Origin of the sequence: Pseudoduganella sp., from assembly GCF_041914865.1 — a bacterium.
In the GTDB taxonomy this organism is placed as follows: Bacteria; Pseudomonadota; Gammaproteobacteria; order Burkholderiales; family Burkholderiaceae_D; genus Rugamonas.
The window spans coordinates 1-20,495 of sequence record NZ_JAYSCO010000045.1 but is presented as its reverse complement, the minus strand read 5'-3'; the positions used below and the strand labels follow the sequence as shown (position 1 = coordinate 20,495).

General features: G+C 66.6%; 19 protein-coding genes. 12 read left to right on the top strand and 7 right to left on the bottom strand.

Annotated elements, in window-relative coordinates; all coding sequences use genetic code 11:
- Entirely contained in the window at positions 1–1,092 is a 1,092-nt protein-coding gene (locus ACE3TQ_RS19035; protein ID WP_374583888.1) for an SMP-30/gluconolactonase/LRE family protein, read from the top strand.
- On the opposite strand, the gene ACE3TQ_RS19030 is transcribed toward ACE3TQ_RS19035, so the two are convergent.
- Positions 1,067–1,216: a hypothetical protein gene (locus tag ACE3TQ_RS19030; protein ID WP_374583886.1), complete on the bottom strand. Its 150-nt coding sequence runs from the start codon at positions 1,214–1,216 to the stop codon at positions 1,067–1,069. The genes ACE3TQ_RS19035 and ACE3TQ_RS19030 overlap by 26 nt on opposite strands.
- A 110-nt stretch (positions 1,217–1,326) precedes the next feature.
- Between ACE3TQ_RS19030 and ACE3TQ_RS19025 the strand changes: the two genes are divergently transcribed.
- From ACE3TQ_RS19025 to ACE3TQ_RS19015, 3 genes are all read left to right on the top strand, one after another.
- Positions 1,327–3,249 carry a TonB-dependent receptor plug domain-containing protein gene (locus ACE3TQ_RS19025; RefSeq protein WP_374583884.1) on the top strand — a complete coding sequence of 641 codons (1,923 nt, stop codon included), beginning with the start codon at positions 1,327–1,329 and terminating at the stop codon, positions 3,247–3,249.
- An 85-nt stretch (positions 3,250–3,334) separates the two neighbouring features.
- Positions 3,335–3,850 carry a YfiR family protein gene (locus ACE3TQ_RS19020; RefSeq protein ID WP_374583882.1) on the top strand — a complete coding sequence of 172 codons (516 nt, stop codon included), beginning with the start codon at positions 3,335–3,337 and terminating at the stop codon, positions 3,848–3,850.
- A complete protein-coding gene (locus ACE3TQ_RS19015; protein ID WP_374583881.1) occupies positions 3,847–5,727 on the top strand; it encodes an ATP-binding protein in 1,881 nt (626 codons plus the stop codon). The genes ACE3TQ_RS19020 and ACE3TQ_RS19015 overlap by 4 nt, the downstream gene beginning before the upstream one ends.
- A 152-nt stretch (positions 5,728–5,879) precedes the next feature.
- On the opposite strand, the gene ACE3TQ_RS19010 is transcribed toward ACE3TQ_RS19015, so the two are convergent.
- On the bottom strand, positions 5,880–6,083 hold the full coding sequence (locus tag ACE3TQ_RS19010; protein ID WP_374583879.1) for a hypothetical protein: 204 nt from the start codon (positions 6,081–6,083) through the stop codon (positions 5,880–5,882).
- A gap of 186 nt (positions 6,084–6,269) precedes the next feature.
- On the opposite strand from ACE3TQ_RS19010, the gene ACE3TQ_RS19005 reads away from it, so the two are divergent.
- Together ACE3TQ_RS19005 and ACE3TQ_RS19000 are read left to right on the top strand one after the other, a co-directional pair.
- Positions 6,270–6,410 (top strand): hypothetical protein, encoded by a 141-nt coding sequence (locus ACE3TQ_RS19005; RefSeq protein ID WP_374583877.1) that lies wholly within the window; start codon positions 6,270–6,272, stop codon positions 6,408–6,410.
- A gap of 76 nt (positions 6,411–6,486) precedes the next feature.
- Positions 6,487–6,846 (top strand): hypothetical protein, encoded by a 360-nt coding sequence (locus ACE3TQ_RS19000; protein ID WP_374583875.1) that lies wholly within the window; start codon positions 6,487–6,489, stop codon positions 6,844–6,846.
- Between the two features lie 213 nt (positions 6,847–7,059).
- Here ACE3TQ_RS19000 and ACE3TQ_RS18995 read toward each other — a convergent pair whose 3' ends face one another.
- Together ACE3TQ_RS18995 and ACE3TQ_RS18990 are read right to left on the bottom strand one after the other, a co-directional pair.
- Complete coding sequence (locus ACE3TQ_RS18995; RefSeq protein ID WP_374583873.1) at positions 7,060–8,448, bottom strand: M16 family metallopeptidase; 1,389 nt, start codon at positions 8,446–8,448, stop codon at positions 7,060–7,062.
- Positions 8,449–8,452: 4 nt separating this feature from the next.
- On the bottom strand, positions 8,453–9,769 hold the full coding sequence (locus ACE3TQ_RS18990; protein WP_374583871.1) for a M16 family metallopeptidase: 1,317 nt from the start codon (positions 9,767–9,769) through the stop codon (positions 8,453–8,455).
- Between the two features lie 102 nt (positions 9,770–9,871).
- Here ACE3TQ_RS18990 and ACE3TQ_RS18985 point away from each other — a divergent pair, with 102 nt between their 5' ends.
- Together ACE3TQ_RS18985 and ACE3TQ_RS18980 are read left to right on the top strand one after the other, a co-directional pair.
- Positions 9,872–12,673, top strand: a complete 2,802-nt coding sequence (locus ACE3TQ_RS18985) for a CheR family methyltransferase (RefSeq protein WP_374583869.1) — start codon at positions 9,872–9,874, stop codon at positions 12,671–12,673.
- Positions 12,674–12,711: 38 nt separating this feature from the next.
- Positions 12,712–13,182, top strand: coding sequence for an acyl-CoA thioesterase (locus tag ACE3TQ_RS18980; protein WP_374583924.1), 471 nt, complete (start codon positions 12,712–12,714; stop codon positions 13,180–13,182).
- 1 nt (position 13,183) lies between these two features.
- On the opposite strand, the gene ACE3TQ_RS18975 is transcribed toward ACE3TQ_RS18980, so the two are convergent.
- The 3 genes from ACE3TQ_RS18975 to ACE3TQ_RS18965 all read right to left on the bottom strand — a co-directional run bounded on the left by ACE3TQ_RS18975 (position 13,184) and on the right by ACE3TQ_RS18965 (position 17,089).
- Positions 13,184–13,378 (bottom strand): hypothetical protein, encoded by a 195-nt coding sequence (locus ACE3TQ_RS18975; protein ID WP_374583867.1) that lies wholly within the window; start codon positions 13,376–13,378, stop codon positions 13,184–13,186.
- Positions 13,379–13,388: 10 nt separating this feature from the next.
- Positions 13,389–16,256, bottom strand: coding sequence for an EAL domain-containing protein (locus ACE3TQ_RS18970; RefSeq protein WP_374583865.1), 2,868 nt, complete (start codon positions 16,254–16,256; stop codon positions 13,389–13,391).
- A gap of 71 nt (positions 16,257–16,327) precedes the next feature.
- Positions 16,328–17,089, bottom strand: coding sequence for a fused MFS/spermidine synthase (locus ACE3TQ_RS18965; RefSeq protein ID WP_374583863.1), 762 nt, complete (start codon positions 17,087–17,089; stop codon positions 16,328–16,330).
- A 148-nt stretch (positions 17,090–17,237) separates the two neighbouring features.
- Here ACE3TQ_RS18965 and ACE3TQ_RS18960 point away from each other — a divergent pair, with 148 nt between their 5' ends.
- From ACE3TQ_RS18960 to ACE3TQ_RS18945, 4 genes are all read left to right on the top strand, one after another.
- A complete protein-coding gene (locus tag ACE3TQ_RS18960) occupies positions 17,238–17,513 on the top strand; it encodes a hypothetical protein (protein ID WP_161025161.1) in 276 nt (91 codons plus the stop codon).
- Between the two features lie 21 nt (positions 17,514–17,534).
- Entirely contained in the window at positions 17,535–18,704 is a 1,170-nt protein-coding gene (locus ACE3TQ_RS18955) for a GGDEF domain-containing protein (protein ID WP_374583860.1), read from the top strand.
- 65 nt (positions 18,705–18,769) lie between these two features.
- Complete coding sequence (locus tag ACE3TQ_RS18950) at positions 18,770–20,224, top strand: Ppx/GppA family phosphatase (RefSeq protein WP_374583922.1); 1,455 nt, start codon at positions 18,770–18,772, stop codon at positions 20,222–20,224.
- A 42-nt stretch (positions 20,225–20,266) separates the two neighbouring features.
- Positions 20,267–20,495 (top strand): hypothetical protein (locus tag ACE3TQ_RS18945; RefSeq protein ID WP_374583858.1); only part of this gene is annotated, 229 nt, incomplete at its 3' end.

Below are 20,495 nucleotides of genomic sequence, written 5' to 3'. Positions count from 1 at the left end.
GTGGACAGTTCCATCGGATACAAGATAAGCGCCGGCCTTGGCCTGACCGTGGCCGCGGCCCTGGGCTACCTGCTGCTGTGGCCAGTCCCGGCCGAGCCGGTGCCATGGACGCCGCAGGCGGCGCCCGGCTACGTCGGCGCCCACGCCCCCAATACCAGGCTGGCCGGCCTGCGGAAGATCGACATCGGCGCCGAGCACGGCCCCGAGCACCTGGCCATGGGGCCGGACGGCAAGCTGTATGCCGCCGTCACGAGCGGCAAGATCCTGCGCATGGCGCCGGATGGCAGCCAGCGCGAAGTGTTCGCCAGCACCGGCGGCCGCGTGCTCGGTTTCGATTTCGACGCCGCCGGGCGCCTGATCGCCGCCGATGCCATGAAAGGCCTGCTGGCCATCGCCCGGGACGGCACGATCACCGTGCTGTCGGCGCAGGTCGGGGAGGGCGATCCAATCCGCTACGCGGACGGCGTGGTGGTGGCGCCTGGCGGCATGATCTACTTCACCGATGCCTCGACCCGCTTCGCTCCCGCGCAATGGGGCGGCACTTTCGAGGCCAGCGTGCTCGACATCCTGGAGCAGTCGGCCACCGGCCGCGTGCTGGCCTACGATCCGGCCAGCGGCAAGACCCGGGTGCTGGCCAGCGGCCTGTCCTTCGCCAACGGCATCGCCTTGTCGGCCGACGGGCGCACCCTGTACGTCAACGAAACGGGGCGTTACCGCATCTGGAAGATCGACGCCGGCAGCGGCCAGCGCGCCATCCTGTTCGACAACCTGCCCGGCTATCCGGATAACCTGATGCGCGGGCGCGACGGCAAGATCTGGGTCGGCCTGGTCAAACCGCGCAACCCGACCATCGACAAGCTGGCGGAAAAGCCCTTCATGCGCAAGCTCACGCTGCGCCTGCCGCGCGCCCTGTGGCCGGTGCCGAAAGCCTACGGCCATGTGTTCGCCTTCAACGAAGAGGGCAAGGTGCTGGCCGACCTGCAGGACCCGAGCGGCGCCTATCCGGAAACCACGGCCGTACTGGAAACGGCCGACCGCCTGTTCATCCAGAGCCTGCACGCCGGCTTCATCGGCTGGATGCCTCGTCCTTAGGCGGCGGGGGCGGCGCCGGCACCACGATCAAGCTGGTGTCGCGCGCGCCGCGCACCTGCTGCTGGATGACTTGCATGGCGATGGGCTTGCGCGGCGGTTCGGGGCGCGGCGGCTTGGGGAACATGGCAGCTCCTGTGCTGGACAATTACCGGCATATGGGGCGGGATGGCGGAATTGCAACCGTGCGCGGAATTCTTGTGTTTATAATTCCCTACGACAATTCGCCTTCAAGCCATGAACAAGAAACCGATCCCCTTGTTGTTGCTGGCAGCACTGTCCATTGCGCCCGGTGCGCGCGCCGCGGCCCTGGCCGACGGCGATATCGCCGACCTCACGCTGGAGCAGTTGAACGAGATTGTCGTCACCTCGGTTTCGCGGCAAGAGGAAAGGCTGAACAACGCCGCCGCCTCCATCTTCATCATCAGCGCCACCGACATCCGCCGCAGCGGCGCGCGCAGCCTGCCGGAAGCCTTGCGCCTGGCGCCCAACCTGGAGGTGGCGCGCGTCGATGCGCGCAACTACGCCATCAGCGCGCGCGGCTTCAACAGTCCCTTCGCCAACAAGCTGCTGATGCTGGTCGATGGCCGCAGCGTTTATTCGCCATTCTTCTCCGCCGTGTTCTGGGACGCGCAAGGCGTGGTGATGGAGGATATCGAACGCATCGAGGTGATCAGCGGGCCCGGTTCCACCATCTGGGGCGTGAATGCCGTGAACGGGGTGATAAACGTCATCACGCGCCATGCCCGGGACAGCCAGGGCACCCTGGTCTCGCTGGCCGGCTCGCGCCGCGAAGGCGACGCCACGCTGCGCTTCGGCGGCCGCCTGGCCGGGGGCGGCGCCTACCGCGCCTACGCCCAGTACATGGCGCTGGAAGACACGGAGGCCGCCTCCGGCGCCAACACCTTCACCGGCATGCAGCGCCGCCAGGCCGGCTTCCGCGCCGACTGGAACGTGCTGCAAGGCGGCCTGGCGGTGTCCGGCGATGTGTACCAGGCCAACCTGGGGCAGCTCACCACGCGCGACATCCGCATCTCCGGCGCTAACCTGCTGGCGCGCTACACGCGCCAGTTTTCCGGCGATATGGGCCTGCGCCTGCAGTTGAACCTGGACCACACGGAGCGCAACCAGCCCCTGAATTACGTGGACCGGCTGGACACCATCGAAATCGAAGGCCAGCACGATATCGGCCTGGGCCGGCACAAACTGTCGTGGGGCGGCGGCTACCGCCATTCGCGCGACGACAACACGCCAGGCCCCGGCTTTGGCTTCTGGCCCTACCAGCGCAATATGCATTGGGGCAGCCTGTTCGCGCAGGACGAAATCACGCTGGCATCCAGCCTGCGCGCCACCGCCGGCATCAAGGTCGAACACAACACCTATACCGGGGCCGAGCTGCTGCCCACGCTGCGCCTGGCCTGGAGTCCGGACCAGCACCATACGCTGTGGGGCGCCTTGTCGCGCACTGTGCGCGCGCCGTCGCGCGTGGACCGCGATTTCGTGGCGCCGCCCAAGCCTATCGTCATTGCCGGCGTGCCGCGCTTTGTGATCGGCACCAGCCCGGAGTTCGATTCCGAGGTGGCCAATGTGCTGGAAATCGGCTACCGCGCGCAGCCGGCCCACAACTGGTCCTACTCCGCCACCGCCTGGTTCGCCGATTACGACCGGCTGCGCACGCTGGAACCGAATAGCGTCGCCGCTCCCTACCGCGGCACGCTGGAGTTCCGCAACCTGGCGCAGGGGCGCACGCGCGGCATCGAATTCTGGGCGCGCTGGCAGCCGGCCCTGCGCTGGCGCCTGAACGCCGGCCTGACGGTGCAGGATATCGATGTCTGGACCCGCCCCGCCAGCAAGGATGCCAGCACGGCGGCGCTGGCCATCAACGACCCGAGCAGCTATTGGCAGTTGCGTTCCTCGCACGAGCTGGGCGACAGCATGCAGCTGGACTGGACGCTGCGCTATACCGGCAGCCTGCCCAAGCCGCACGTGCCGTCCTACCACGAGCTGGACGTCAACTGGGTGTGGCGCGTGCGCCCGCATATCGAGCTGGCGCTGGCCGGGCACAACCTGCTGCATGCGCGCCATGCCGAATACGGCGATCTGCCCGGGCGCAGCATGTTCGAGCGGCGCGCTGTCCTGAAGCTGACCATGCGATACTAGGAAGATGGTAGGCGCACACCTTACATTGTCCGCCGTGCCGCCGCAGGCGGCCAATGGCTGGAGATCTCGCCTCATCGCTCTGGCGATGCTCCTGCTCGCCTTCAGCTGCCTGGCGGTCGGCTCACAGCCGAACGGCCCGGCGCCGATGCTGGAACGCAGCGTGAAGGCGGCCTTCCTGTATAAATTCCTGGGCTATATGGAATTTCCCGCCGATCCCGGGCCCAGCCTGGTGGTCGGCGTGCTGGGCGCGGATGAGGTCGCCATCGAGCTGGCACGCATCACCAGCGGGCGCAACGTGGGGCACCGCACCGTCACTGTACGCAGCCTGCGCGAGGGCGACCCGCTGGCCGGCCTGCACCTGTTGTTTGTCGGCGAGGACGCGGCGCAGCCGGCGCAGGTGCTGCGCAGCGCCGAGAAGAACGGCACCGTCACCGTCACCGAGCACGAGAACGGCCTGCAAAGCGGCAGCGTCATCAACTTCCGCGTGGTGGACGAGCGCGTGCGCTTCGAGGTATCGCTGCCGGCGGCGGAGCGCTGCAATGTGCGCCTCAGCTCGCGCCTGCTGTCCGTCGCCTACCACGTGCAGAAAGGCGGACAATGAAGGTTTCCGCGGCAGCAGGCTCGGTCCGCATCAAACTGATCCTGACAGCCCTGGCCACCACCTTCCTTGCCCTGGTCGTCACCACGGTGGCCATGCTGGTGTACGACCTGAAAAGCTTCCAGCAGGGCTGGGTGGACGACCTGACCACGCAGGCGGAACTGATCGCCACCATCTCCGCCCCCGCCATTTCCTTCAACGACCCGCGCACCGCGCAGCAGAACCTCGGGCTGCTGCGCTTGCGCCCGCAAATCCTGGCCGGCGCCATCTACGGCGCCAATGGCCAGTTGTTCGCCTCCTACGCCCAGAGCCCGTTCACGATGCCGGATTTGCCGCGCCAGCCCGGCCCGCCGGGCCATGCGATCGAGGGTGGCCAGATGGTGGTGACGCATCCGGTGGTGGAGGGCGGCGAGCGCATCGGCACGGTCTACCTGGCCGCCTCCTACCGCCTGCTGGACCGGCTGCAAAGCTATGCCCTGATCCTGCTCGGCGTCATGCTGGGCAGCCTGCTGCTGGCGGCCCTGGTGGCCCACCTGATGCAGGCCGGGATCACGCGCCCGCTGCTGGCCGTGACCGAGGTGGCGCGCGCCGTGATGCAGCGGCGCGACTACTCGCTGCGCGTGGCGGAGCGCGCGGCGGGCGAGATCGGCACCCTGGTCGATGCTTTCAACGACATGCTGGCCGAAATCGCGCGTCGCTCGAACGCGCTGCAGGAGGCCAACCGCACGCTGGAGCACGAAATGACGGTGCGCCAGGGCGCCGAACGCGCCTTGCTGCTGGCCGACCGGCGCAAGGATGAGTTCCTGGCCACGCTGGCGCACGAGCTGCGCAACCCGCTGGCGCCGATCCGTACCGGCCTTGACATCATGCGCGTGAATGCCAACGACCAGGCCGCCTGCGAACGGGCGCGCGCCATCATGGAGCGGCAGTTGAAGCAGATGGTGCGGCTGGTCGACGATCTGCTCGATGTCTCGCGCATCAATACCGGCAAGCTCACCATCCGCCGCGAACAGGTGCTGCTGCAGGACGTGGTGGCCGATGCGCTGGAGTTGTCGCGCCCCTTCATCGCGGCCCAGGGCCACACGCTCGAGGTGCGCCTGCCGGAGCAGCCGCTGTACCTGGTGGGCGATGCGACGCGCCTGGCGCAGGTGCTGTCCAACCTGCTGCACAATGCCGCCAAGTACACGGCGCGCGGCGGCGCCATCGCGCTCGAAGCGGCGCCGGAGGGGGGGCGGCTGCAGCTGCGCGTGCGCGATAACGGCATCGGCATTGCGCCGGCCCTGCTCGATGAAATCTTTGAAATGTTCATCCAGGCCGACTCCTCGCTCGAGCGCAGCACGGCCGGCCTGGGCGTCGGCCTGTCGCTGGCGCGCAAGCTGGTCGAGCTGCACGGCGGCAGCATCCGCGCCGAAAGCGCGGGCCCAGGGCAGGGCAGCACCTTCATCGTCACCTTGCCGCTGCTGCAGACGGCGAGCGCGGCGGCGCCACGGGCCGCGGCGGCGCAGCCGGTCGCGCGCCTGTACCGCATCCTGCTGGCGGACGACAATATTGACTTCGTCAACGGTATCGGCAGCCTGCTGCGTTCGCAGGGCCACCAGGTGCAGGTCTGCCACGATGGCCAGCAGGCGCTGGCGGCGGCGGAGGTGTTTGCGCCCGAGTTCGCCTTCCTCGACATTGGCCTGCCGCAGCTGAACGGTTACGACCTGGCGCGCGCCCTCAAGCGCCTGCCGGCCCTGCGCCATACCGTGCTGGTGGCCGTCACCGGCTGGGGCCAGCAGAAGGACCGCCAGCAGGCGTTCGAGGCGGGCTTCCACCACCACCTGGTCAAGCCGGTCAGTATTGACCAGTTCCAGGAAATTCTTGCCGGCGGCGGCCCTTGATAATCGGGCGATGCGCCCGATCTGCTAAAACAGGCAATGTTTATCGAGGAGTAATGCCATGCATGCGCATATCACGCCCGATCCGGAACTCCCACCACCCGAGCCGGAAAAAGATCCGCCGCCCGACAACCTGCCGCTGCCGAGCGAACCGCCTATCGAGGAACCGGTGCCGAAGCCGCCCCCGATGCAGGCTTAGGCGCCGCCTCGGGCCGGCGCCCGTGTTCCGGCAGGGGCGGGATCTGGCGGATCTGCTCTTCGGTTTCCTGCTCGCCCGGGGTTTTCTCCCCGCTGCCGATATCCGGCTCATCCATTAAATGCTTGCCCTTGTCGGGCTGCGGTTTGACTGGCTGCTCCATGCTGGACCCTCCTTCGGCACCGATGCTACCAGCGCCGCGAGACGTCTGTCGCTTGCTTGCTAGTAGGTAATTTGCGTTGCGCAGGAAGAATATTTGTGTTGTTTTGTGTTGGCTGTCACATAGGCGTCACCGTCGGCTTTTTATAATGGATACATCGACAAACGCTTTTTCCAGTCGGAGGCCACCATGGGCAATTCCCTGCACAACAAGATCTATCTCAAACGCCGTATCGACCTGCACAGCCGCCGCGCGCAGGCGGTGATGGGGGCAAGTGTCCTGGTGGCAGGGGCGGCACTGGTGTGGCTGGCATTGCGCATGTTTAAGTAAGCTTGCCGCGCCCGGCGCGGGCGCGTACCATGGCGGGTTGCACGGATAATCCGGGCCCCATCATGGAAAACAAGCAATGAAAAACGAAAAACTGAGCACGGACGAGTTCAACGCGCTGCTGGAGATTGCCCGGGGCATCCAGGGCAAGCCGAGCGCTTGCGTCGGCCGCAACAGCAAACGGCTGTCGGGCATCAAGCTGATCAAATTCGAACGCACTGGCCGCATCATCCTGACCGATGCCGGCAAGGAGCGCCTGTTCCTGCGCCGCTGCGTGCTGGCGCTGAAGTCGCTGGTGGAGCAGACCGGCGCCGCGATTGACGCCGATGTGGCGCTGTTCCTGGGGAAGAAGTCGCATATCGCCGAGGTGGATGGCGTGCTGGTAATCACGGACAAGGGCCGCGAGTCGCTGGCCGATATTGAGGCGCATGGCATGTAAGGCCATGTCACCCCGGCAAGGCAGGGGCAGACCCAAGGGTCAGACCCTTGGGTCTGCCCCCGCTTTACCGGGTTAAAAGCTTACGGCTGGAACCCGTCCGCCGCAATTTCCAGGTTGGTCACCTATTGAAGCGCATGGCATGTAAGGCCATGTAACCCCGGCAAGGCAGGGTCAGACCCTTGGGTCTGACCCTGCTTTACCGGGTTAAGAAGCTTACGGCTGGAACCCGTCCGCCGTAATTTCGAGGTTGGTCACTTCGCCATATTTGGCGGCAATCTTCCCGATCTCAGCCGCTTTCCCCACCAGCACCATCTGCAGGTTTTTGCGCGGGAAGTGTTTTTCCACCAGCTGCTTGGCGCGTTCCGGCGTCAGGCTGTCGACATCCTTCATGAAGTTGTCGATCTGGCTGCGGCCGACATCATTGGCATACATATCGCCCAGCAGCGACGCCAGCTGCTCGCTGGTTTCATAGCGCGGCGGGAACTGGCCCTTCACATAAGCCTTGGCCGAATCCAGCGTCGCCTTGTCGATGCCCTTGCTCCACAGGCGGTCGTAAGTCTTGAGCGCCAGGTCCAGCGCCGCTTCCGTCTTCGGCAGCGCGGTGAAGCTGGAGATCGAGAACGTGCCCGCCTGCGACAGCGGCGCGAAGCTCGAATTGGCGCCGTAGGTCAGGCCCGAGTTCACGCGCAGTTCGTCGTTCAGCCAGGAGGTGAAGCGGCCGCCCAGCACCGTGTTCAGCACCTGCAGCGGCACGTAGTCCGGGTCATTGCGCGCAATGCCCGGGCCGCCGATCAGGAAGGTGGTTTCAATCGCGTCGGACTTGTTCACCACCCACACGCGCGCCTTGTCGGCCCGCACCTTGCCGTAGTCGGCGCGCTGCGGCGCCGGGCCTTCGGCTTTCCATTGGCCGAACAGGGTTTCCACTTTGCGGCGCATCTCGGCCGGATCGAAGTCGCCCACCACGATCAGGGCGGCGTTGTCCGGACGGAAGTAGCGCTTGTGGAAGGCTTTCACGTCGTCCTGCTTGAGCGCGGACAGGCTGTTGATGGTGCCGCTGGGCGGGTTGGCGTACGCCGCGTTCCCGAACAGCATGGCGCGGTAATAGGTGCCGACCACCTGGCGCGGGCTTTCCTTGGCCTGCTTCAGGCCATTCACTTTGCGCGTGCGCAGCTTGTCCAGTTCAGCCGCGTCGAAGCTCGGCTCCTGCACCAGTTCCGCGAACAGCGGCAGCAGGGCGTCGGTATCCTTGCGCGCGAAATTAGCCGCCACGGTCGATTGTTCGACGCTGCCGCCGCCCGCCAGCACGGCGCCGCGGAAGTCGAAGGCCTGGTCGATATGCGCCTTGCTGTGCTTCGTGGAGCCGAGCAGCACGCCGTCGCCGGTCAGGTTGGCCAGGCCGGCTTGCGCGCCGTCGTTGACGGCGCCGGCTTTCACCACCGCGCGCACCGCCACCAGCGGCACGTCGTGGCGTTCCATCATGTAGACGGTCAGGCCGTTCGGCAGCTTGGTGGTTTCAAAGGCAGGCAGCTTGAATTCGGCGGCATTGGCGCTGGCAGCGACAGCGGCCACGCCGGCCAGGGCAACAGAAAACAGTTTCTTCATCTAATTAGTCCTCCTTCGCCGCCAGCACGCCCACGGTGCGCAGCGATTTCTTCAGGTATTTGGCGGCAACAGCCTGGATGTCGGCGGTGGTCAGCTTTTCGTAGGCGGCAGGCGCCTCGAACGCTTTCTTGTAGTCGCCGAAGAACACCTCGTAGTTGCCCAGCATTTGCGCCTTGCCATTGATGGTTTCCTGCGCGCGGTAGATGCCCAGCAGCTTGGCGTTCTTCACTTTCTGCAGTTCTTCCTCGCCCACGCCATCCTTGGCAACTTTCTCGATGGCTTCCAGCATGGCTTTTTCCAGCTTGGCCGGTTCGACGCCGGCGGCCGCCACGGTGAACATGTAGAGCAGGCCGGGGTCGAAGCCATCGGTGTTGTAGGCGCCGACGCTGGTCGCCAGCTGGGTTTCCACCAGGGCCTTGTACAGGCGCGAGGTCTTGCCCTCGGTGAGCAGGGCCTGCAGCACGTCCAACGCGTAGTTTTCCTCGGTGCCCGCTTGCGGCACCTTGTACGCCACCATCAGGTTGGCGGCGGTGGCGGACGGCTTGGCCACGAACAGGCGGCGCTCGCCTTTCTGTTCCGGCTCCACGGTGCGCACAGCCGGCGGCGCGGCGCGTTTCGGGATGCTGCCGAAGTATTTGGTGGCCAGCTTTTTCACTTCATCGACCTTGACGTCGCCCACGATCACGGACACCGCATTGTTCGGCGCGTAGTAGGTGCGGAAGTAGTTCTGCAGGTCCTGCTGGGTCCAGGCCTTGATGTCGGATTCCCAGCCGATGGTCGGGATGGCGTACGGGTGGGCCACGAATGCCACGCTGTTCAGCTCCTGCATCAGCATGCGCACATTGGAGTTTTCCAGGCCGGTGCTGCGCTCGGACAGCACCACGCCGCGCTCGCTCTCCACCATTTTCGGATCGATCGACAGGTGGGCGATGCGGTCGCCTTCCAGCTTGAATACGGTTTCCAGCGAGGAGGCCGGGAACCAGTCCTGGTACACCGTCACGTCGCTATTGGTGTAGGCGTTGTTGGCGCCGCCGTTCGCCTCCATGGTGCGGTCGAACATCTTCGGGCCGTAGTTCTTCGAACCATTGAACATCATGTGCTCGAAGAAGTGCGACAGGCCGGTGATGCCTGGCGCTTCATTGCGCGAGCCGACTTTCCAGAACGTGTACATATTCGCGTTCGGGATGGACGAACTTTCCAGCACGATGAACTTCATGCCGTTGTTCAGCGTGAAGGTTTTGACCTGGTCGGCCGTCAGCGCGGCCTGGGCAGTCACTGCGGCCGAACAGGCCAGCACCGCTGCCAGTACTTTCAACTTCATGGTTTTCCTTTCTGTGAAAGAAGTTGCATGAAGAATACTTGATCCATGGCGAAAATGCTAATCGCCCCGGACGCGATACAATGGAGGGAATCGAGAACGCCAATGACTCCACCAGACGGGCAGGAAACAGCAGCACAAGGCCTGGCCAGCGTGGACTTTCCGCTGGTCGGCATTGGCGCATCCGCCGGCGGGCTGGAAGCCTTGCAAAGCCTGCTGCCCGGCCTGCCGCCGGCGCCCGGCTTTTCCATCGTCGTCATCATGCACCTGGCGCCAGGCCAGGCCAGCGAGCTGGGGCGCGTGCTGCAGGCCCATTGCAGCATGCCGGTGCTGCAGCTCGACCAGCCGCGCATCGCGTTGCAGCCTGACCACATCTACGTCATCACCCCGGGCGCCTTGCTCAAAGTCGAGGGCCAGTTCCTGCTGCAAAGCGAGGCCTCGGCGGGCGGCGGCATGGGCGCCATCGATTACTTCTTCCATTCGCTGGCGCAGGCGCAGCGCGAGCTGGCGACCGGCATTTTGCTGTCCGGCGCCGGGCGCGATGGCTGCGGCGGCCTGGCGGCGCTGCGCGAGCAAGGCGGCAGCGCCATCGTGCAGGCGCCGCAGGATGCCGTGTTCGCGGCGTTGCCGCAGGCGGCCATCGATGCCGGCCTGGCCGATTTCGTGCTGCCGGCGGGCGAAATGGCGGCGCGCCTGTGCCAGGTGTACGGCGCCGCCGGGGCCGTGCATGAAGCCCAGTCGCTGCAGGATGTGCTGGCGCTGCTGCACGAACGCACCGGGCACGACTTCCGCCAGTACAAGCGCCCGGCCATCCTGCGCCGGCTGGAAAAACGCCAGGGCGAACTCGGCCTGGCCAGCCACGGCGCCTACTACACGCGCTTGCAGCAGGATGCCGGCGAGGCGGCCATGTTGCTGAAGGAACTGCTGATCGGCGTCACCGGCTTTTTCCGCGACCGCGAGGCGTTTGCCCGCTTGCGCGAGGCGGTGCTGCCCGCCCTGCTGGCGGGGCGCGGCGGCGGCGCGATACGGGTCTGGGTGGCAGCCTGCTCCACCGGGCAGGAAGCGTATTCGCTGGCGATCCTGCTGTCGGACCTGGTGGGCGGTGTGCCGAACCCGCCTTCGATCCAGGTGTTTGCCAGCGACATCGACGAGCAGGCCTTGCAGGTCGCGCGCGCCGGCCTGTATCCGGAATCGATCCGCGAGGAGGTGCCGGCGGCCAGCCTGGAGCGCCACTTTGTCCATGCCGGCAAGCAGTATCGCGTGCGCCAGTCCTTGCGCGATTTGGTGACGTTCGCCAGCCATGACCTGCTGCGCGACCCGCCGTTCACCGGCCTGGACCTGGTCACTTGCCGCAACTTCCTGATCTACCTGGACCGTCCGCTGCAGCACCAGGTGCTGAAGCGTTTGCACTTCGCGCTGGCGCCGCACGGCTACCTGTTCCTCGGCAGCGCTGAGTCGGCTGATCTGGCGCCGGGCCTGTTCGCGCGCGCCGACCGCCAGTGCCGCCTGTACCAGGCGCTGCCGGCCGCCGCCAGTGCGCTGGCGGCGGCGCCCGCGCACTGGCCGCCGGCCGCCGGCGGCAGCGGCCTGTCGCCCATGGACGATATGCGCGAGCGCCTGGCCGAGGCGGAGCTGGGCTGGGCGGATATGCAGTCGAGTAATGACCAGCTGTCGCAGCGCAACGCCGAACTGACCGCGCGCCTGGCCCATGCCGACAAGGCGCACGACGACCTGTTCGACCTGGTCGCATCGGCCGAACTGGCTTCCGTGTTTGTCGATCCGGAACTGCGGGTGCGCCAGTTCACGCCGCGCGCCGCCGGCATCTTCAACCTGATTGCGCGCGACGTCGGACGCCATCTGCTGGACATTACCAACCGGCTGGACTACCCGAAGCTGGCGGCCGATGTGGCGCAGATCTTCGCCACTTTGCAGCCGCTGGAGCGCGAAGTGAAGGCCAGCGGCGGCCGCCATTACATCGTGCGCGTGCGGCCTTACCGCAACGGCGAAGACGCCATCCTGGGCGCGGTGCTGACCTTTTTCGATTTCAGCGAGCGGCGCCTGGCGGACGAGCTGGCGCGCGCCCAGGCGAGCGACCAGCGCTTCCTGCTGCACCTGGGCGATTGCCTGCGGCCGCTGACCGATCCCGCCCAAGTGCTGGCGCTGGGCTGCGGCATGCTGGGGCGGCGCCTGGCGGTGCCGCAGCTGTCGTATGCCGCCATCCATGCCGGCCGCTACGACCTGCAGGCCGGTTATGCCGCCGGCATGGCGCCGCTGCAGGGCGGCGGTGAAGTCGCCGGCCTGGGCGGCGAGGTGCTGGCGCGCTGGGGCGCGGGCGAGGTGCTGGCCCGCACCGGCGCCGCCGACGCCGCGGCGCCCGGCCTGGCAGGCATGGCAACGCTGGCCGGCGCGCCTGGCGCCGCGCTGTCGGCCCTGTGCCGCAGCGGCCAGCGCTGGCAGGGCTTTTTCCTGGCTTGCCAGCCCGGTGCGCGCGAATGGAGCGCGCCCGAAGTGGCGCTGTTCGAACAGGCGGCGGCGCGCATCGGCGCCGCGTTTGAGCGCAGCCGCACGCAGGCCGCGCTGCAAGCCAGTACCAGCCGCATGCGCGGCCTGCTGCGCGGCCTGGCGCGCGCCTATTGGGAAACCGATGGCAGCGGCGTGCTGGACGACACGCTGCTGGCCGCCGTGCAGCCTGGCGACCGTGCCGCCATCGAGCAGCATTGGCGCAGCGCGCTGCGCGGCGGCGACGAGATCGAGGTCGAAGTCAGCCTGCACGATGCCGACGGCGCATGCCGCCCGGCCAGCCTGCTGGTGACGCCGCTGCGCGACGCGCAGGGCGAGATCCTGCGCTGGGCCGGCTGCATCATCGACGGCGCCGAGCAGGCGCCGCTGCCATCGGGTAGCATATAGCCATTGCAAACAACCCCCGCATGGCGATGGAAAACACGATGCACTGGTCGGCGCACGAGCTGACGATGACGGTCCTGATGACCCCCGATATGGCCAACTTCTCCGGCAATGTGCACGGCGGGGCCATCCTCAAGCTGCTGGACGGGGTGGCCTACGCCTGCGCCAGCCGCTACTCGGGCAGCTATGTGGTGACGCTGTCGGTGGACCAGGTGATGTTCCTGCAGCCGATCCATGTGGGCGAGCTGGTGACCTTCCTGGCGTCGGTCAACTACACCGGCACCAGTTCGATGGAAGTGGGGATACGGGTGGTGGCGGAGAATATCCAGCAGCGCCTGGTGCGCCACGCCAACAGCTGCTATTTCACGATGGTGGCGGTGGACAAGGACCGCAAGCCGCAGGCGGTGCCGCCGCTGGTGCCGCAGACGCCGGAACAGGTGGCGCGCTTCGAGGCGGCCAAGCTGCGCAAGGCCGCGCGCCAGCAAGTGGCGGCGGCCATGAAGAAGGCGTAGCTTAAGGGTAGGGGCGGCGCTGGTCCGGATAGACCAGCGTGCGCAGCGCGATCGGGTGCGGCACGCCCATCGCGAACAGGAATTCGGCGGCGCGCCGCAGGCCCACCTCGGGCAGGGCGGCGATGGCCTGGTTGACGATGTCGCGCGTGCGGTGGTCGCTGCGCACTTGCTGGCGATGCAGGTCTACGCTGTTCATGTCGCTCTCCTCAAGCGCGCAGCCGGCGGGGGGCGGCGCTGGTTAATTGTTTTCCCTCATGCAACATCTGGCGCAGTTGCGCCGCTTCCACGGGGCGGCTGAAATAGAAGCCCTGGAATTCGTCGCAGCCGTGGCGGCGCAGGAACTCCAGTTGCTCTTCCGATTCTACGCCTTCCGCAATCACGCGCAACTCCAGGTTGTGGGCCAGGGCGATCACCGATACCACGATGGCCGCATCGTCGGCATCGGTGGCGATGTCGTTGACGAAGGAGCGGTCGATCTTCAGCACATCGATCGGGAAGTTGCGCAGGTAGGACAGGCTGGAATAGCCGGTGCCGAAATCGTCGATCGACAGCGCCACGCCCAGCGACTTTAGTTCATGCAGCAGGTTCACGCCTTGCGCCACGTCATGCATGAACAGGCTTTCGGTCAGCTCCAGTTCCAGCAGCGACGGCGGCAGCCCGGTTTCCGCCAGGGCGGCGGCGATGCTGGACACCAGCTCCGGCTGCGCGAACTGGCGCGCCGACAGGTTGACGCCCATGCGCAGGCCGGGGAAGCCGGCATCGTGCAGGGCGCGCGCCTGTTGGCAGGCGGTGCGCAGCACCCAGGCGCCGATCGGCACGATCAGGCCCGTTTCCTCGGCCAGGCTGATGAAGCGCGCCGGCGGCACCATGCCCAATTCGGGGTGCTGCCAGCGCAGCAGCGCTTCCATGCCGACGATCTGGCCGGTCTGCAGGTCGACCTGCGGCTGGTAGTGCAGCACGAATTCGTCGCGCTCAAGCGCATTACGCAGCGCGCTCTCGATGCGCAGGCGCTCCTGCGCTTCGTCGTGCATCTCCGGCTGGTAGAACTGGAAGGTGTTGCGCCCCAGCTTCTTGGCCGAGTACATGGCGATGTCGGCATGCTCGATCAGGTTCTGCGCCGGGGTGCCGTCGGCATCGTACACCGCCACGCCGATGGAGCAGGTGACGAAGAATTCCTTCCCCTCCAGCAGCACCGGCTGCGCCAGCGCGCGCATCACGCGCTCGATGATGGCCGGCGACAGCTGCTCGTCCGGGTACTGGCTGAGGATGGCGACGAATTCATCGCCCGACAGGCGCGCCACGGTGTCGCTTTCGCGCACGCTCGACTGCAGGCGGCTGGCCACGGTCTGCAGCAGCTGGTCACCGGCCTTGTGGCCCAGGCTGTCGTTGACGAACTTGAAGCGGTCCAGGTCGATCAGCACCACCCACATCGGCAGGCCGCTGCGGTTGGCGTAGGCGATGGCCTGCTGCAGGCGGTCCTGCAGCAGCACGCGGTTGGGCAGGCCGGTCAGCACGTCATGGTGGGCGATGTGCTGGATGCGCTGCTCGGCCACCTTGCGTTCGGTGATTTCGCTGCCGGTGCCGCGGTAGCCTTTGAATTCGCCCTGGGCGTCGTACACCGGCTCGCCGCTGGTGTTGAACCAGCGCGTCACGCCGTCGTGGCCGACGATGGCGTATTCAAAATTGGAGAACGGCAGGCGCGCCTGCACCATCTGGATATGGTCGCGGCCCGCGCTGCTGGTGTACAGGTCGGGCGTGCATTCCCAGCGCGTGCGGCCGAGGAAGTTCTCCTTCGCCACATGGCCTTTTTCAAAGAAGCCACCGGTGATGTGGGTGAAGCGGAACTGGGTGTCCTGTTCCCAGTACCAGTCGGAGGACAGGGCCAGCAGGCGGCGGAAGCGGTTCTCCGATTCCTGCAGCGCGCGCTCGGTGCGCTTGCGGGCGGCCACGTCCTCGGCCAGGCGCTGGTTGGAGCGCTGCAGGTCGGCGGTGCGCGCATCGACCAGCAGCTGCACCCGGCGCGAGCGCTGCACCAGCGTATGCACGAAGGCCGCCGCCAGGGCGCTGAACAGCAGGCCGCCCAGCAGCGTGCACAGGGAGCCCAGGTGGTCGGCCAGGAAAGGGCGCGGCAAGTCGTCGCTGCGGACATGCCAGGTGCGGCCCAGCACGTCGAAGCTGCGCATATCGCTGCTGTGGTAGTCGAAGTCGAGCCAGCGGTGCAGCCAGTGCTCGTGCTTGGCGCTCGGCACCGGGCCGCGCCGGTAGGCCAGGCTGCCCGCTTCGGCCGGGTCGCCGGCGTACACGCTCAGGCCCAGGCTCTCGTCGCCGAGCAAGCCGGTCTGCTGCAGGATGGTGTGCACCAGGTGCGGCGAACGGATCACGGCGGCGGTGTCGCCGACCCAGGCCGCATGGCGCTCGGCGCGCGTGCCGGTCGGCATGCCGGGCCGGTAGACCGGCATGATCATGATGAAGCTGTTGCGCTGGTTCGGGTCCTGCGCCAGCTGCAGCTGCTCGGTGGCGGCCGCGCGCCCGGTGTGCAGGATGCGGTCGACGGCGGCCCGCACCTGGACATTGCGGCCCGAGTTCAGGCCCAGCGCCGCCTCGTTGCCCTGCAGCGGCTCCAGGTACTCCACTACGTTGTAGTAGGGCCGCTCGGGCGAGGTGGCCACGCCGTTCGGCGTCAGTTCGGTGATGCGGAAGCCCGGGTAGTGCGCCTGCATGGCCGCTTCGAAGGCCGGGCGCTCGGCGTGGGTCAGCACGCGGTGGTAGTTGAAGGCCTGGATGAAGGGATAGCGCTGCAGCAGCGGGGTGGTGAAGGAGGTGAACTGTTCGCGGCTGACCGGCTGCACGGTGCGGAACAGCTGGTTGATGACATTCACCACTTCCACCGCATCGCCCAGGCCGCGCTGGATGGCGGCGGCGCGCGCCCCGGCGCGCTGCTGGAAGCTCAGTTCCATCTTGCCGAACTCGAGCGCGCTGACGGAGACAAACAGGACGGCGGTCGCCGCCAGGCCTGCGCCCAGCGTCAGTGCGGCTGCACCGTAGTGCGAAAGTCTCCTGCGCCGGCCTGCCATGGTGTCCTTTGTCTTAAAAAATGTAGTTTGTCACAAATCTCCTAGCCGTAGGGAAAGAACCCTTGGATTTTTCACAAATCGGCCTGGCGCAGGCGCGCAACGGTGTAAATTGCCAACAGTCGGTTGGCCAGGCCAAAGCCCAGCCCGGGGGTGGGGCTGCCCCAGGCCGCCACTTTGCGCTGCATGGCACTGGCCGGCGCGCCCGGCGAAGTGCCGGGGCGGATGGCAAACAGGATGTGGTTGTTGCCGGCAATGCCAGTGAACTGGCAGATCCGGTCCTGGAAGGCATTGCCCAGGCGCACCAGCACGCTGCGGTATTTCGGGTCGTAGTTGAAGATGTTCGCCGCCAGCACCCCGTCCGGCCGCAGGGCGCGCCGGCAGTCGGCATAGAAGTGCTCGGTGGCGAGGGCGTTCGGCAGGCCGTTGGCGTCAAAGCCGTCCACCAGCAGCACGTCGGCGCTGTCCTTCAGCTCCTTCATGTAGGCGGCGGCGTCGCAGTGGATCACGCGGAAGCGCTCGTTGTCGGGCGGGATGGCGAAGCGCTCGCGCAGGGCGATCACGTCGGCCCGCAATTCCAGCACGGTGATGCGCGCCTGCGGCAGGTAGCGGTAGCAGAACTTGGCCAGCGAGCCGCCGCCCAGGCCAACCATGACGATATGCTCGGGCCTGGGTTTGAACAGGACAAAGCACATCATGGCGCGCGCGTAGGCCAGCACCAGGGCGTACGGGTCGGCCGGGTCCATCTGGCTCTGCACTTCGCCAGGCGTGAATTCCAGCGACACGCGCCCGCGCCGCAGGCGCACCATTGGCCGGTTGTCAGGGACGGAAGTCATTTTGCTAACTTGTTATTAAGCATGATCATCTGCTAAGCTGCCGGGCTCCGGTCCCAGTGTACCGGATGCGCTGCGCACTGTGGCGTTCGCGTTTACATCGGCAACATTTATAGGTACATTGCCAACATAGGCAGCTTGGAGACGATATATGTTCTTAGACCATCCAACCATTACCGCGACCAACAGCTTCACGGAACCGGACCGAATCGAGCGCCTGACCCGCGTGTATGGTTATGTTGCCGCGCTGGCCGACCACGCCGGCAAGCAGCAATTCATCGAAAAAGTCAGCCAGCTGCATGACCACAAGGGTACCCTGATCGTTTTCTGGCACGATATGCCCACCGAAGACGAGAAGGAATTCTTCGCCAAAGCCTGGGCCAGCAAGATCGGCGACGGCAGCAATAACGTAGAACACGAAGTCTGAGCGCGGCCTGGCCGCTAAGCAATGGATATCAAGACCCTGGTTCTTGCCCTCGCGCTGGGCAACCTCAGTTTGTGCGCGGCGCTGTTTTTCTTTGAGTACGAGAGCAAGAAGTCGCTCACCCTGTCCACCTGGGCCATTGCCAAGCAATGCCAGGCGGTGGCCTGGTTCCTCCTGTATTTCCGCGGCGTGCTGCCGGAGCTGCTGGCCGGCCCGCTGGCCAATGCCCTGTTGCTGGCCGGCCTGGCGTTCGACGCCGGCGCCTTGTGGGAAGCCTATGGCCGCACGGCCTGGCGCAAATACCTGTATCCCGCGCTGGCGCTGTGCTGCGGCGTACTGCTGGCGACCCAGGTGCTGGACGCCGATCCCGCCATGCGCATCGCGCTCGGCGCGCTGATGGTCGGCTTCTTCTTCCTGGCCGGCGTGCTGGCGCTGGCGCGCGCCTGGCGCGACGGCAGCATGCTGCGCCGTTTCCTGGTGGTGACCATGTTCGCGCTCACCGTGCTGGTGGTGGCGCGCGGCCTGCTGACGGCGGCCTTCCCGGACGGCCTGTCCTGGGTCAGCCCGAACCTGATGCAGCTGCTGGGCTTCAGCGGCTTCTACCTGATGATGCTGACCAACGCTTTCGGCTACCTGCTGCTGTCGCGCGAAAAGCTGCAGGCCGAGCTGGCGCGGCTGGAGGTGGTCGACCCCCTGACCGACGTGCCGAACCGGCGCGGATTCTACCAGGCGCTGGCGCCGTGGATGGCGCTGGCGCGCCGCCCGGGCCAGCCGACCGCCATGGTCATCCTCGCGCTCGACCAGTTCAAGCGCGTCAACGACAGCTATGGCCACGCCGCCGGCGACGCCGCCCTGAAAACCATGGTGGAAACCTGCAAGCGGCAGCTGCGCGATTCCGACCTGATGGGCCGCCTGGGCGGCGCCGAGTTCGCCATCCAGCTGCCGCGCACCTCGCTGGAGGATGCGCTGATGGTGGCCGAGCGCATCCGCCGCGCCATCGAAGAGATGCCGGTCAAGACCGAGCGCGCCGTGATCAAGCTGACCGCCAGCATGGGCGTGACCACCATCCGCGCCGACGACAGCACGGTCAGCCTGTTCAAGCGCGCCGACGAGGCCCTGCAGGCGGCCAAGGTGCGCGGCGAAAACCAGGTGGCGCAGCCGCCCGAGCCGCTTTCCGTGGAGGCCTTGTCATAAGGGCGTAATACTGCTGGCGTACTGTGCTACCATTTTCGTTATAAACGATATAAATGGATTCCTCGATGTACGCCGCAGTGGACCTGGGTTCCAACAGTTTTAGACTTTCCATCGGCCAGCACGATGGCGACCGGATCCGCGTGCTCAACAGCATGCGCGAACCGATCCGCCTGGCGGCCGGCCTGGACGCCGCCGGCAACCTGACCGACGAAGCCCTGCAGCGCGCGCTGCTGTGCCTGAAGAACTTCCGGGTGGCGCTGGCCGCCTACCAGTTCGACGGCGTGCGCGTGGTGGCCACCGCCATCCTGCGCCAGGCGCGCAATGCGGCTGATTTCCTGCCGCAGCTGGAACAGGCCATCGGCTACCCGATCGAGATCATCTCCGGCGAGGAGGAGGGGCGCCTGATCTATATGGGCGTGGCCAATGCGCTCGGCCAGCCCAGCGAGAGCCGGCTGGTGGTCGATATCGGCGGCGGCTCGACCGAGCTGATCCTGGGGCGCGGCCTGGACATCGAACGGGTCGAATCGTTCAGCGTGGGCAGCGTCAAGCAAAGCCTGTCCTTCTTCGTCAACGGCCGCGTCGATGCGCGCTCGTTCGAAGCGGCCGTACTGTCGGCGCGCAGCCACTTCGAGGACGGCGCGCCGCCCTACCATCCAGAGTACTGGAAGCGGGCCTACGGCTCCTCCGGCACCATCCGCGCCATCGGCGAAATCATCGAAAAGAACAAGCTGGGCGACGGCATCACCCTGGCTGCCCTGAATGCGGTGCGCAAGCGCTTCATCGAATTCGGCCAGGTGTCGAAGATCGACATGCCGGGCCTGCGCCCGGACCGCGCCAGCACCGTGATCGGCGGCCTGGCCATCCTGATCGGCGTGGTGCAGGAACTGGGCATCGAGCGCATGGAGCCGATCGATGCCGGCCTGCGCATGGGTGTGATGTGGGACCTCTATCTGCGCTCGACCCGGCGCGACCGGCGCGACGAATCGGTGCGCGGTTTCCTGGCGCGCTTCCATATCGACGCCCAGCGCGGCAGCCGCGTGGCCGAAGCGGCCGGCATCCTGTTCGCGCAGATGAAGCCGAACAGCGATACCTTGCCGCGCCACCTGGCCTGGTGCGCCCAGCTGCACGAGGTGGGGCTGGTGGTGTCGCAGACCGGCTACCACAAGCATGCGGCGTATATGGTGGAGAACGCCGACCTGCCGGGCTTCACCACGCGCGAGCAGAAGCTGATGGGGCGCCTGATCCTGGCCCAGAAAGGCAACCTGCGCAAGGTCAGCGAGCACCTGTCCGACGGCGATTTCGCCAAGGCGGTTGTGGCGCTGCGCCTGGCCATCCTGTTCATGCACTGCCGCATCGAGGTGGACGACCGCGCCGTGCGCCTGCGCATGAAGAACCGCATCGACCTGGAGCTGAAACGCGACTGCGTCAGCAGCCACCCAACGCTGTCGTACTGGATGGAGAAGGAGCAGGAATTCTGGGATGAGGTGGGCGTCGACTTCAGTGTCCGCACTGTTGCGTAAAAATCATATATACTGTTTATATTATTCAGAAATGGAGTATCCATGAGCGCAACCAGGAAGACCACCGCCACCGCCAAACCCGCCGCCAAACCGGCAGCCAAGCGCGCCACCGCCGCCACGCCGGCGCCGGCCGCGAAAGCCCCGGCCAAAGCCGCCGTGAAGCCGGCCGCCAAAGCCGCCGCCAAGCCTGCTGTGAAGCCGGCCGCCAAGCCAGCCGCGAAGCCTGCCGCCAAGCCAGCCGCCAAGCCAGCCGCCAAGCCAGCCGCCAAGC

Coding starts and splice junctions, on each gene's coding strand:
- ACE3TQ_RS18995 (WP_374583873.1), bottom strand. CDS start 8,448: ATGAAGAAACTGTTTTCTGTTGCCCTGGCCGGCGTGGCCGCTGTCGCT.
- ACE3TQ_RS18965 (WP_374583863.1), bottom strand. CDS start 17,089: ATGACTTCCGTCCCTGACAACCGGCCAATGGTGCGCCTGCGGCGCGGG.
- ACE3TQ_RS19005 (WP_374583877.1), top strand. CDS start 6,270: ATGGGCAATTCCCTGCACAACAAGATCTATCTCAAACGCCGTATCGAC.
- ACE3TQ_RS18985 (WP_374583869.1), top strand. CDS start 9,872: ATGACTCCACCAGACGGGCAGGAAACAGCAGCACAAGGCCTGGCCAGC.
- ACE3TQ_RS18975 (WP_374583867.1), bottom strand. CDS start 13,378: ATGAACAGCGTAGACCTGCATCGCCAGCAAGTGCGCAGCGACCACCGC.
- ACE3TQ_RS19015 (WP_374583881.1), top strand. CDS start 3,847: ATGAAGGTTTCCGCGGCAGCAGGCTCGGTCCGCATCAAACTGATCCTG.
- ACE3TQ_RS19010 (WP_374583879.1), bottom strand. CDS start 6,083: ATGGAGCAGCCAGTCAAACCGCAGCCCGACAAGGGCAAGCATTTAATG.
- ACE3TQ_RS19025 (WP_374583884.1), top strand. CDS start 1,327: ATGAACAAGAAACCGATCCCCTTGTTGTTGCTGGCAGCACTGTCCATT.
- ACE3TQ_RS19000 (WP_374583875.1), top strand. CDS start 6,487: ATGAAAAACGAAAAACTGAGCACGGACGAGTTCAACGCGCTGCTGGAG.
- ACE3TQ_RS18990 (WP_374583871.1), bottom strand. CDS start 9,769: ATGAAGTTGAAAGTACTGGCAGCGGTGCTGGCCTGTTCGGCCGCAGTG.
- ACE3TQ_RS18955 (WP_374583860.1), top strand. CDS start 17,535: ATGGATATCAAGACCCTGGTTCTTGCCCTCGCGCTGGGCAACCTCAGT.
- ACE3TQ_RS18950 (WP_374583922.1), top strand. CDS start 18,770: ATGTACGCCGCAGTGGACCTGGGTTCCAACAGTTTTAGACTTTCCATC.
- ACE3TQ_RS19030 (WP_374583886.1), bottom strand. CDS start 1,216: ATGTTCCCCAAGCCGCCGCGCCCCGAACCGCCGCGCAAGCCCATCGCC.
- ACE3TQ_RS18960 (WP_161025161.1), top strand. CDS start 17,238: ATGTTCTTAGACCATCCAACCATTACCGCGACCAACAGCTTCACGGAA.
- ACE3TQ_RS18970 (WP_374583865.1), bottom strand. CDS start 16,256: ATGGCAGGCCGGCGCAGGAGACTTTCGCACTACGGTGCAGCCGCACTG.
- ACE3TQ_RS19020 (WP_374583882.1), top strand. CDS start 3,335: ATGCTCCTGCTCGCCTTCAGCTGCCTGGCGGTCGGCTCACAGCCGAAC.
- ACE3TQ_RS18980 (WP_374583924.1), top strand. CDS start 12,712: ATGCACTGGTCGGCGCACGAGCTGACGATGACGGTCCTGATGACCCCC.